This is a genomic window from Methylobacterium sp. AC832 (assembly GCF_979256025.1).
The window spans coordinates 141,846-153,085 of sequence record NZ_CEEDMV010000009.1 but is presented as its reverse complement, the minus strand read 5'-3'; the positions used below and the strand labels follow the sequence as shown (position 1 = coordinate 153,085).

The window sequence follows — 11,240 nt, the reverse complement described above, 5'->3', positions numbered from 1 at the left end:
TTCAGGGATGGAACGACAGGACGCACCATCCGCCAAATGGCGGCAACTCGCCTTCGGCGTTCTCTGCATGGCGATGATCGCCAACCTGCAATATGGCTGGACGCTCTTCGTCGATCCCATCGACGCCAAGTTCCACTGGGGCCGCGCGGCGATCCAGTTCGCCTTCACGATCTTCGTCGCCACGGAGACTTGGCTGGTGCCGGTGGAAGCCTGGTTCGTCGATCGCTACGGCCCGCGCATCGTCGTCTGTTTCGGCGGCGTGATGATCGCGCTCGCCTGGCTCATCAACTCCCAGGCCTCGTCCCTGTGGATGCTGTACGGCGCGGCGGTGATCGGCGGCATCGGGGCCGGGTCGGTCTACGGCACCTGCGTCGGCAACGCCCTGAAATGGTTTCCACATCGGCGCGGCCTCGCGGCTGGTGCCACGGCAGCCGGTTTCGGCGCGGGCGCCGCGGTGACGGTGGTGCCGATCGCCAAGATGATCGCCAGCAGCGGCTACCAGGACGCCTTCCTGTATTTCGGCCTCGGCCAGGGCGCCATCGTGGTCCTGCTGTCGTTCCTGTTGCGCAAGCCGTCCGTCGCCGTGCCGATCCAGCGCAAGAGCCTGCGCCTGCCCCAGACCAAGGTCGACCGCACGCCGCGCGAGGTGGTGCGCACCCCGGTCTTCTGGGTCATGTACGCCATCTTCGTGATGGTGGCCTCGGGCGGTCTGATGGCAGCGGCGCAGATCGCGCCCATCGCCCATGACTTCCGGGTCGCCGACGTGCCCGTCAGCCTGTTCGGCCTGCAGATGGCGGCGCTGACCTTCGCCATCTCCCTGGATCGGATCTTCGACGGGTTCGGGCGTCCGTTCTTCGGTTTCGTCTCCGACACGATCGGGCGCGAGAACACGATGTTCATCGCTTTCGCGACGGCGGCGGCCGCGATCGTCCTGCTGCTGAGCTACGGCACCAACCCGCTGGTCTTCGTGTTCTCGACGGCGATCTATTTCGGTGTCTTCGGCGAGATCTACTCGCTGTTCCCGGCCACCTGCGGCGACACGTTCGGGTCCACCTTCGCCACCACCAATGCCGGCCTGCTCTACACCGCCAAGGGGACGGCCTCGTTCCTCGTGCCGGTGGCGAGCGTCATCTCGGCAACCTACGGCTGGTCGGCGGTGTTCTCGATCATCATCGGGCTCAACGTGGCGGCAGCGGCCCTGGCGATGTTCGTGCTCCGGCCGATGCGGGCGCGCTACCTCGCGCAAGGCCCGGCGCTGGCTTCGGACACGATCGAAGAATCCGGCCCCGCCCGCCTCGCGCGGACACCGGTCTGATCCGTCCGGATCGCGTCACCGGTCCGGCCTTAGAAGGCCCGGCCTCCTCGGGGAGGGGCCGGGAATACCCCCGCCCCTCGAGGATCGTCATGCACCTTCCCGCCATCCTGGCGCTCCAGACCGTTCCCTTCGCTGGCCTGATACTGGCCGGCAAAGAGGACAGGGACCTGTTCACGGTCGTCTACATCGCGGCCCTCGGGCTCATCCTGGCCCTCGACTTCCTGCTCGGCGGCACGTTCGAGATCGCCACGGCCTTCGGAGGCGGGGTCCGCTAGGGACACCCGCGCCCGGCCTCTCTCGGGAACGCCGCTCCTGGGTAGATGGGCGACGGTCCGCGTCCCATTCCCGTCGGGTCAGGCGGCGCGGATGGTCGAGAGGAAGCGAGAGACCTCCGCGCCGAGATGCTCGGACTGGCGCGACAGTTCGGAGGCGGCGGACAGGACCTGCCCGGCCGCCATCCCGGTCTCCTCCGAGGCCTGCGCCACACCGGCGATATTGCCGGTCACCTCGTTGGTGCCCGCCGAGGCCTGGGCGACGTTGCGGACGATCTCCTGCGTCGCCGCGCCCTGCTGCTCCACCGCGGCGGCGATCGAGGCCGCCATGTCGTCGATCTCGCGGATCCGCCCGGTGATGCCGCCGATCGCCATCACGGCCTGAGCGGTGACGGCCTGCACCTCGCCGATCTGGCGGCCGATCTCCTCGGTCGCCTTGGCGGTCTGGGCGGCGAGGGCCTTCACCTCGCTCGCCACCACCGCGAAGCCCCGCCCCGCCACGCCGGCGCGCGCCGCCTCGATCGTGGCATTGAGCGCCAGCAGGTTGGTCTGGCTCGCGATGTTCGAGATCATGCCCACCATGTCGCCGATCCGACCCGACGTGGTTTGCAGGGCCTGGACCAGATGCACGGTCTGGTCGGCCTCGCCCACGGCCGATTGAGCGAGCATGGCCGAACCGGACACCTGGCGACCGATCTCCTGCACCGACGAGCCCAATTCCTCGGCGGCCGCCGCGACCGTGTTGACGTTGGTGGCGGCCTCCTCGGCGGCGGCCGCGACGGTGGAGGACTGAGCCGCCGTCTCGTGGGCGCTGGCGGTCATCTGCTGTGCGGTGGCCTGGAGTTCGGTGGCCGATGAGGACACGGTCCCGACGATACCGCCGACGGCACGCTCGAACCCGTCCGCCAGCTCGATCATCGTGCGCTTGCGCTCGGCCGCCGCAGCCTCGTCCGCCCGGCGCTTGATCTCGAATTCCTCGGCGGCCTTGCGGGCGACCATGGCCTTGATGCCCTCGACGGCCTTGCCGACGGCGCCGATCTCGTCACCGCGGGCGACTTCCTTGATCTCCGCATCGATCTCACCCCGGGCCATGCGCTGGAGAACGCCGACGAGGTTGCCGAGCGGGCGGATGACATGCGCGATGATCGTGTAGACGCCGTAGGCAATGGTGAGCGCGGCCAGACCGAGCGCGGCCAGCAAGGTGAGCCGCGTCCAACCGGACGTCGCCTCGGAGCGCCTGTATTCCGCCTCCGCCTCACGCACCTGCAGCGTGGCCAGTTTCGTCAGCATCGGGTTGGTGGCCTGCAAGCCTTTCAGCAAGTCCGCATGCGTCGTCTCGAATTCCGAACCGTCCCCGGCAGCGACGCGCTTGAGGATCTCGGCCATGATGAGGCCATTCCCGTCGATCCGCCCCTGCAGGTCCTTGGCGATGATGTCCTCTTCCGGTGTCAGGTAGGTGGCCAGATAGGCCGACCATTGCGTGGTGATGTTCGAGAGGTCGCGCTCGATCTTCTCCCTGGCCTGGGCCGGTTCGATCAGCCGGCTGCGCAACGCGCGCGAGATGTTGGTCAGGTCGTCATAGGCATCCCGGATGACGATGAATTGTCGGAGGGGGACGACGCGATCGTCGAAGGTGGTTTTGAGGCTTTGATTGCTCCAATGCAGAGCAAGGTTGGCAATGCCTGACGTCGCAAGGAGAACTAGGCCGATACAAGCCAGGAGTGCTACAAGCCTCAGCTTGATCGTCATCTTCATTGCGAATGCTTTCAAACTGTGCAGATGAGGTGTCGCGGGTCCACAACTTGGTCAGCGGCACATCATTCAAGACGCACAATTTTTATGCAAATTACTTATAAACTCATAAGAGCTTCCGTTCAGGCGATGAATAATCAGCCTTCTGCGTCAATTTGGCGTCATGGGGAAAGGGCGGCGGCACAGCCTGACGCCGTTTAACTTCGAGCCTTCGACAACGGGGATCGAAGAGGACCATCACGATACCGGCCGAGGACCTGGACGACGCCTTTCGGGCGCCGCTCAAGCCGCGGTGGTCGACGGGTTCGGCGCGACATCGGCCCCGCTCACGGGCGCCCGGCAACGGGCGAGCCCCAGGCGGCGCACCGGTCTCGCTCAGATGGGCTGGTAGGTATGCTCGTCCGCCGGGAAACGGCCGGCGCGGACCTCTTCCGCATAGGCTTCCACCGCGCCCTCGATCTGCCCGCGCAAGGAGCCGAAGCGCTTCACGAATTTCGGCACCCGGTCACTCAAGCCGAGCATGTCTTCGAGGACGAGGATCTGGCCGTCGCAGGCGGTGGAGGCGCCGATGCCGATGGTCACCGTGGTGATGGAGGGGGTCGTGGCGATGGCGCGGGCCACCGGCTCGACGATGCCTTCGAGCACGATGGCGAAGGCTCCCGCATCGCTGATCGCCTGGGCGTCCTGCATCAGCTTGCGCTCGCCCTCCTCGCCGCGTCCCTGCACGCGGAACCCGCCCATCGTGTTCACGGATTGGGGGGTGAGGCCGATATGGCCCATCACCGGAATGCCCCGCTCCACGAGAAAAGAGACCGTCTCGGCGAAACGGGCGCCGCCCTCCATCTTGATCGCGCCGGCGCCGGTCTCCTTCAGCACGCGAGCGGCGCTCATGAAGGCCTGCTGCGGGCTCGCCTCGTAGGAGCCGAACGGCATGTCCACGACGATGAGGGCCCTGGAGGTGCCGCGGATCACGGCCTGCGCCTGGACGATCATCATCTCCAGGGTCACCGGCAGGGTCGTCTCCATCCCGTGCATGACCATGCCGAGGGAATCGCCCACCAGAATGAAGTCGCAATGAGGGTCGAGGATGCTGGCGGTATGGGCGTGGTAGGCCGTCAGCGCGATGATCTTGGCGCCTTCGGCCTTGCGCTTGGCGAGGTCCACGGCACGGATGCGGCGTGACTGAACGACTTGCGACATCGATCTCAACCCGGTTCGGCCGACGGCGCGAAGGCCGGAGGCATGTCGGGGATGTCTATACGCTCGGAATGCTGAAATCACCCGTCGTGATGACGGTCTTCGACGCTTGTAGGGTAAAGAACTGGAGCGGCTGACCGATATCCTGCTGACGATCTGGCGATGGCGTCGCCTGTCGTCGCAACCCTTGACGGGCGTTTCCTCCCTAGACGTCGGGCCGTCTCCGGTGCCTTTATTCTGCCACAACCGGAGCCTTGTCAACGGGCTACTTCGTTTCATAAGCCCCTGACGTTGCTGATTTCGTCGGCTTTCTTCGCCGCTCAGCCCAGTGTCGCTTGGTATACCTTAAAAACGGGTGGTCAGAGCTGTCAGCCAGTCCGGCGAGGCCGAGACGAGAGCCGTCTCGAGACGCTTGTCGAGCCCGGTCAGAATCGCCGATCCGGTGAGGACGAGAACGATTCCGAGCGCTGCTTTGAGGCCCGCGCCGGCCCGCATCATCCGCGACCGCCACGCCATCAGCACCCGGCGCGACAGCAGGCCGAGGCCGAGCAGGGGCAGGGCGGCGCCGAGGCCGAAGACCAGCATGGTGAGGGCGACCTCGGCGAGATCCTTGCCCTGCGCGGCGAGGAGAGACGCGGCACCCAGGGTCGGCCCCACGCAAGGGCTCCACACTGCGCCGAGCAGAAGACCGACGGTGAACTGGCCCGCGAGGCCGGTGGTCGCGATCCCGCCGAAGCGTCGCTCCAGCCGGTCGCTCAGGGGGCCGCCCGCGGCGGCGAGACGGACCTGCAAGGCGGGCACGATGAGGACGATTCCGACGAGAACGAGCAGGAGCGCCGCCACCGGGCGGAGCACGTCGCCGTCGATGCCGAGGCTGAACCCAACGGTCGCCACGAACAGGCCTAGCGCCACGAAGGACAGGGCGAGCCCGCCCGCCAGGGCCGCCGGCCCCAAACGATGCTCAGAGGCCGCAGCCCCCAAAACGATGGGAAGTAGCGGCAGCACGCAGGGAGAGAGAATCGTGAGCAGGCCGGCGAGGAAGGCGAGGCCCAGCGATGTGTTCATGGAAGGGACGTGTGCATGACAGGATGCCCGCTGGATTCCCGGCGCCGCTCTAAAGGGCCTTCTCCACCAGGGACTCGATCCATTCGCCCTGCGTCTCGCCCACGGAGCGGCCGACCTCCTCGCGTCCCTTGAAGACGATGAGCGTACTCTGCATGCGCGCATCGAACCGGCGCATCAGTGCCTTCTGCGTGTCGAAGTCGATCTCGTAGATCGCCAGATCCTTGAAACGCGGCTGTTCGGAGAGAGCCTTCAGGAGAGGCCGCTGCGCCTTGCAGATCGGGCACCAGGGGGCCGTCACCTCCACGACGATCGGGCGTCCGGCACCTTGAGCGGCCGCGAAGGCCGCCTCGTCGAACGGTTCGGCGGCGAGGGCCTCGCCGGCGATGGCGAGAAGGGCCGTCGTGAGGAGGAGGGCGCGACGGCTGATCATCGGGAATGTCTCGACAGTGAGGTGTAGGCGGCTTGAAGCCGGCCGCGTTACCGAGGCTGGTTACGTCGGTAACTGCTGCTCTATCGCTGGGCCGAGACCCGAATTGGGGCTCATGTCACCTGACCCATGGAAACGTACAAACTGGCTTTGATACCCAAGTCGTCATTCCGGGCTCGCCTTCGGCGCCCCGGAATGACGGTGTGCCCTGTCCATCGTCATGCCGAACCCCTTGACCCGAGTTCGGGCGCTGCCTCGCCGGCAGGCGACTATCTCTGCGCCTCGCCGGCGGGCTTGGCGGCCCAGGCGGCGTCGACCTTGAGGATCGTGGTGTCGTGCCTGTCCTGCCAGCCCTCGACCCCGTCGGCGAACCAGTAGACGCGGGTATAGCCGTTCTGGAGCAGGCGCTTGCCGGCATTCCAGCTGCCCCAGCATTCGGGATGGCAGAAGGTGACCACCGGCTTCGTCTTGTCGCCGCCGGTGAGGTCGGCGACGCGGGCGAGGAACTGCGCCTCCCGCGCCGGGGCCATCGGCGCCGCGCCCGCACCGGGCATCCAGACGCTGCCGGGAATCGAGCGGTGGGCGGGCAGCCAGGGCCGGTCGGTGGGGAAGCCCACCGGCTTCTGGTCGGCCATGGCCACATCGATCATCACCGGTTTCTCGGCGGCGACCAGCTTGTCGAGGGCGTCGATATCGACCACCGTCGCCCCCGTCAGGGTCTTGGGGGTGTAGGCCTTCGGCGGCCCGGTCCAGAAGCCTTCGGGCTCCGGCACGTTCACGGGTGAATCTGCGGGGCTCGCCGCCCAGGCCGGCGCGCCCGACAGTATGGCGAGGGCGATGGCTGCGACTCCGATCGATCGAATCATGCGCGGCATCCTCATCGTCAGTTGCTCGGGGTCGGCGTGTTGAAGCTGTGTTCCCAGCGGCTCTGCTGGTTGTCCGTGGCCACCACCTTGATCGGACCCTTTGCGTCGGGCGCGAGGGCGAAATTGATCACCGGGTTCGACGCGATGGAGATGTCGCCGTTCATGGAGAAGACGAGCTTGCCGTTGGAGGAGACGTCGAGTTTGTTGATGTAGCGGGCCGGCGTGTAATCGCGGGTGATCTGGTTCATCTGCATCCCGCTGAAATTCGGGTGACGGACCATCAGCGTCGCCTCCGTGGGCTTGCCCTGGCCGCCCTCGGCGAACTTCATCTTCATGTCGCCGGCCCCCTTCAGGGCCTCCTCGTCGCTCATCCCCATGGGGGCGGAACAGCCGCCCGAGGCTTTGACGAACTTCACGGCCTCGTAGAGCTTGCCGTCCTTGGTTTCGGCCACGGCATGGACGTTGGTGTAGTTGTTGATCCGCACCCGGAGCTTCACCTCGCTCGGGTCGGCGGCGGGGCCGAAGGTGATGTGGGCGGCATAGGGTGAGGGATTGTCGTCGATGATGAGATGAACGGCGGCGATCCTGTCCTTCTCCGGCATCATCAGGGTGATCGGCACCAGGGAGGCGTCGAGGGCGCGCGGCGGGGCGTCGACCTTGATGAGCGCATCGGTCGGCTCGATCGTGCGGTCGCCGAAAATGGATTTGGCGATGTCCCGCCAGCGCTCCAGCCGCTCCGCATCGGTGTCGCTGGAGCCGGCGGCGAGGGCGGAGCCGCCCATCAGCATGGCGGCGGACAGGCACAGGGCGGCGGTGAAGGACCGTTTGGTCGCGGAGATCGGTGTCGGCGCGTAGGTGGTCATGGCGTCTCTCCTCGTCGTGATGATGTGGCGCTGGCTCATTCCCACTCAAGCTCCTTGTAGGCCTGAGTGACGTTGCGGCCGTTATAGGTGTCGAACAGGACCCATTTCTCGCGCTCAGACTGGCCGATACTGTCGATCGCCTTGTCGATGGGTTGATCGGCGGCGATGGCCTTGCGGGTCTCGTCGCGGAGCGCCGTGAGGTAGCGCGTCAGGTCGGCGAAGGCGGGCGCGGCATCGACCAGGGTCGGGCCATGGCCGGGCACGGCCTTTGTCGCACCCAGTCCGGTCAGTGTCTCGACCTCCTTCAGCCAGCCGAGCAGGCTGCCGTCGAGGGACGGGACCCTCGTGACGAACAGGAGATCGGCCGGGAACAGGATGCCCGTCCGGGTATCGACCATGGAGAGGTCGCAATTGGTATGGGCGGTGCCGTGGGCGGTGAAGCGCAAGCTCCGTCCGCCGAGGTCGATCTCGGCCGTGTCGGCCACCTCCATCGTCGGGTACACCACCGATCCGGCCTTGTCGGCCCCGAGGATTTCCACGAGGCGCGTCCTGTAGAAGTCGCCCCGCGAATCGAGGGCGGACCGCAGGGCGTGGTGGCCGACGAAGACCGGCTTGTCCTGCGCGAAGGCCTGCGCGCCGAAGCAATGGTCGGGGTGGACATGGGTCAGCACCACATGGCTGACTGGCTTCGACGTGCGTTTCCCGATCTCGGCGCGCAACCATTCCCCATCGGCGAGGCTGCCGCCCGACTCCGTCACGAGCACGGATTTTTCGCCTACGATGAAGCCGATATTGGCGATGGCGTCGCCGTTCTCGGATGTCGCCTCGGCATCGAGGCCGCGCCGCATGAAGATGCCCGGCCCGACTTCGTCCATCGTGAAGGATTCCGCCGCCCGGCCGAGGCTCGGCAGGCAGCACAGGCACAGCCCGCCGAACAGAGTGGCGCGGCGCGTGGCCAAGCTCCGCAGAGGCTGCGGGTTCATGGCATATCCTGCGAGGATCGCCCGGCGAAGCGACCTTTCATGAATTATCCTCCCGTTTTTATGGCTACCATCTAGTAGGTAGATTTTTGCTGCCGTCAACGGCATAAGTGCTGACGCGCGGAGTTGCCCATCACGCCTTCGTGCCTCCTTCCCCGGTTTCGCGAAGCCCCCGACCATGATCGACCGACCATGAGAGACACCAGAGCGGAGCTGCTGGCCCAGGCCGAGATCCTGGTACGGGGCCGGGGCTATTCCGGTTTCAGCTACGGCGACCTCGCCGAGGCGGTGAGCATCCGCAAGGCGAGCATCCATCACCATTTCCGCACGAAGACCGACCTCGCCCTCGCATTGGTGGAGGCCTACGACGCCCGCTACGACGCGGCGCTCGCCGCCATCGTCGCGGCCCAGCCGGACGCGATCGCGCGGATCGAGGCGTATGGCCGGCACTATCTCACCGGGGTCGAGGATGGGCTCGGCTGTCTCTGCGCCGTGCTCGCCATCGAGAGGGACACGCTGCCGGACGCGCTGCGCGCCGAGCTCGCCCGGTTCTTCGACAAGCACATCGCCTGGCTGGAGCAGGTTCTGGCCGAGGGGTGTGCCGACGGGAGCCTGCGCCCCGGTCTCGATCCGGCCGCCACGGCCCGGATGGTGGTCGCGACCCTGGAGGGCGCGCTGATGCTGGAGCGGCTGCTCGCCGGATCGGCCGGCTTCCGCCTCACCCTGGCGGCGTTGTGCGAGAGTCTCAGGCCAGCCCGGACAGCGTGAGGAAACGCCCTTTCATCGCAGGGCGATGATACAATATAACAGGCGCCACACAGCCGACGCGGCCGATTACGCGAACCTGAAGAGCCTTTCATGTCCGACAGCCCGACACCCGCCTCCTCGAAGATCCCCGTGACCGTGCTCACCGGCTATCTCGGAGCCGGCAAGACCACGCTGCTCAATCGCATCCTCACCGAGAACCACGGCAAGCGCTACGCCGTCATCGTCAACGAATTCGGCGAAATCGGCATCGACAACGACCTCGTCATCGGCGCCGACGAAGAAGTGTTCGAGATGAACAACGGCTGCGTCTGCTGCACCGTGCGCGGCGACCTCATCCGCATCATGGACGGGCTGGTGAAGCGGCGCGGCAAGTTCGACGCGATCATCGTGGAGACCACCGGCCTCGCCGACCCGGCGCCCGTGGCCCAGACCTTCTTCATCGACGAGGATGTCGGCGCCGCCGCCCGCCTCGACGCGGTGGTGACGGTGGCGGATGCCAAATGGCTCGCCGACCGCCTCAAGGACGCGCCGGAGGCCAAGAACCAGATCGCCTTCGCGGATGTGATCCTGCTCAACAAGGCGGACCTTGTGGAGCCCGCCGATCTCGACCGGGTCGAGGGCCTGATCCGCTCCATCAACCCCTATGCCAAGGTCCACCGCACCAGCCGCTGCGACGTCGCGCTCGATCAGGTGCTCGACCGCAACGCCTTCGACCTCTCGCGCATCCTCGATATCGAGCCCGATTTCCTCGAAGAGGGCCACCACCATCACCATGACGACGAGATGCAGTCGGTCTCGGCCAGGATCGACGGCCCGGTGGACCCGGAGAAGTTCATGCCCTGGATCTCGACCCTGACCCAGGTCCAGGGGCCGGACATCCTGCGCTGCAAGGGCATCGTGGCCTTCCCGAACGAGCCCCAGCGCTTCGTCTTCCAGGGCGTTCACCAGATCCTCGACGGCGACCTCCAGGGGCCGTGGAAAGAGGACGAGGCCCGCGTCTCCCGCGTCGTCTTCATCGGCCGCAAGCTCGACCCTGAGGCGATCCGCGAAGGATTCTACGACTGCAAGGCGGCCTGACGGGCTTTGTCCGGAATCGAACCGCTCGGAAACAGGCGCATTGTCCGCCTGTCTTCCTTTCGTCCGGATGTCCCGATGATTCTGCGGCTCGCCTTCGCGTCCCTCCTCGTGCTGACGGCGGCGGCCCCCCTCGGGAGCGTCGCGTTCTCCACGCCGGTCGCGGCGAAATACACGATGGATCGCGAGAAACGTTTTGGCGGCCTCTGCAAGCCGCCGCTGAAATTCGCGGCCGGGGCCTGCGTCAAGCGGTGCCCCGCCGGCTATCGCGATACCGGCCGGGGCTATTGCCGCTTCAAGAACATGAACCGCTGAGATCCCGCCGTCATATCGATGAAGCGGCCTTGACCGAATCGGCGAGGTCGCGGCGGGATACGCTCACGTCTCGTCCATCGGAAACCGCCATGATCTCGCGTCTCGCCCTTCGCGCCGCCCTGTTGCTCGCCGCTTCCCTCACTCTCGGTGGAGAGGCGATGGCCGGTCCGGCGCAGGATTACGAGTTCCGGCCGCGGAGCGTCCGCAACGCCTGCCGCCCGCCGCTGAAATTCGCGGCCGGCGCCTGCGTCCGACGCTGCCCCGCCGGCTACCGCGACAACGGCCCCACCTGCGGGTTCAAGTCGATGAGGCGGTAAGCGCGGCGCACCCCCGCGTCCCGCCACGA

Annotated in this window: 13 protein-coding genes; 6 read left to right on the top strand and 7 right to left on the bottom strand. The window is 66.7% G+C overall.

Features of this window, described 5'->3' with window-relative positions:
- Nucleotides 1-7 precede the first annotated feature (7 nt).
- Together oxlT and AC0IXR_RS22575 are read left to right on the top strand one after the other, a co-directional pair.
- Complete coding sequence (gene oxlT / locus AC0IXR_RS22580) at nucleotides 8-1,315, top strand: oxalate/formate MFS antiporter (protein ID WP_471762245.1); 1,308 nt, start codon at nucleotides 8-10, stop codon at nucleotides 1,313-1,315.
- Nucleotides 1,316-1,404: 89 nt separating this feature from the next.
- Complete coding sequence (locus tag AC0IXR_RS22575) at nucleotides 1,405-1,590, top strand: hypothetical protein (RefSeq protein ID WP_461234435.1); 186 nt, start codon at nucleotides 1,405-1,407, stop codon at nucleotides 1,588-1,590.
- Between the two features lie 78 nt (nucleotides 1,591-1,668).
- Here AC0IXR_RS22575 and AC0IXR_RS22570 read toward each other — a convergent pair whose 3' ends face one another.
- The 7 genes from AC0IXR_RS22570 to AC0IXR_RS22540 form a co-directional block, all read right to left on the bottom strand.
- A complete protein-coding gene (locus tag AC0IXR_RS22570) occupies nucleotides 1,669-3,342 on the bottom strand; it encodes a methyl-accepting chemotaxis protein (RefSeq protein WP_471762244.1) in 1,674 nt (557 codons plus the stop codon).
- Nucleotides 3,343-3,714: 372 nt separating this feature from the next.
- Nucleotides 3,715-4,539: a 3-methyl-2-oxobutanoate hydroxymethyltransferase gene (gene panB / locus AC0IXR_RS22565; RefSeq protein ID WP_419951364.1), complete on the bottom strand. Its 825-nt coding sequence runs from the start codon at nucleotides 4,537-4,539 to the stop codon at nucleotides 3,715-3,717.
- A gap of 342 nt (nucleotides 4,540-4,881) precedes the next feature.
- Nucleotides 4,882-5,601 (bottom strand): cytochrome c biogenesis CcdA family protein, encoded by a 720-nt coding sequence (locus AC0IXR_RS22560; protein ID WP_471762243.1) that lies wholly within the window; start codon nucleotides 5,599-5,601, stop codon nucleotides 4,882-4,884.
- Nucleotides 5,602-5,650: 49 nt separating this feature from the next.
- The gene (locus tag AC0IXR_RS22555) at nucleotides 5,651-6,031 is read right to left on the bottom strand and encodes a thioredoxin family protein (RefSeq protein WP_461234432.1); all 381 of its coding nucleotides are present in this window, start codon (nucleotides 6,029-6,031) and stop codon (nucleotides 5,651-5,653) included.
- A gap of 266 nt (nucleotides 6,032-6,297) precedes the next feature.
- The gene (locus AC0IXR_RS22550; RefSeq protein WP_461222323.1) at nucleotides 6,298-6,903 is read right to left on the bottom strand and encodes a rhodanese-like domain-containing protein; all 606 of its coding nucleotides are present in this window, start codon (nucleotides 6,901-6,903) and stop codon (nucleotides 6,298-6,300) included.
- Between the two features lie 8 nt (nucleotides 6,904-6,911).
- Nucleotides 6,912-7,757, bottom strand: a complete 846-nt coding sequence (locus AC0IXR_RS22545) for a quinoprotein dehydrogenase-associated SoxYZ-like carrier (RefSeq protein WP_419951366.1) — start codon at nucleotides 7,755-7,757, stop codon at nucleotides 6,912-6,914.
- 35 nt (nucleotides 7,758-7,792) lie between these two features.
- Complete coding sequence (locus AC0IXR_RS22540; RefSeq protein WP_471762241.1) at nucleotides 7,793-8,740, bottom strand: quinoprotein relay system zinc metallohydrolase 2; 948 nt, start codon at nucleotides 8,738-8,740, stop codon at nucleotides 7,793-7,795.
- 189 nt (nucleotides 8,741-8,929) lie between these two features.
- On the opposite strand from AC0IXR_RS22540, the gene AC0IXR_RS22535 reads away from it, so the two are divergent.
- From AC0IXR_RS22535 to AC0IXR_RS22520, 4 genes are all read left to right on the top strand, one after another.
- A complete protein-coding gene (locus AC0IXR_RS22535; protein ID WP_471762240.1) occupies nucleotides 8,930-9,505 on the top strand; it encodes a TetR/AcrR family transcriptional regulator in 576 nt (191 codons plus the stop codon).
- A gap of 90 nt (nucleotides 9,506-9,595) precedes the next feature.
- Nucleotides 9,596-10,582: a CobW family GTP-binding protein gene (locus AC0IXR_RS22530; RefSeq protein WP_056434552.1), complete on the top strand. Its 987-nt coding sequence runs from the start codon at nucleotides 9,596-9,598 to the stop codon at nucleotides 10,580-10,582.
- A 75-nt stretch (nucleotides 10,583-10,657) separates the two neighbouring features.
- On the top strand, nucleotides 10,658-10,894 hold the full coding sequence (locus AC0IXR_RS22525) for a hypothetical protein (protein ID WP_471762238.1): 237 nt from the start codon (nucleotides 10,658-10,660) through the stop codon (nucleotides 10,892-10,894).
- 89 nt (nucleotides 10,895-10,983) lie between these two features.
- Nucleotides 10,984-11,211: a hypothetical protein gene (locus AC0IXR_RS22520; RefSeq protein WP_207413432.1), complete on the top strand. Its 228-nt coding sequence runs from the start codon at nucleotides 10,984-10,986 to the stop codon at nucleotides 11,209-11,211.
- Nucleotides 11,212-11,240 lie beyond the last annotated feature (29 nt).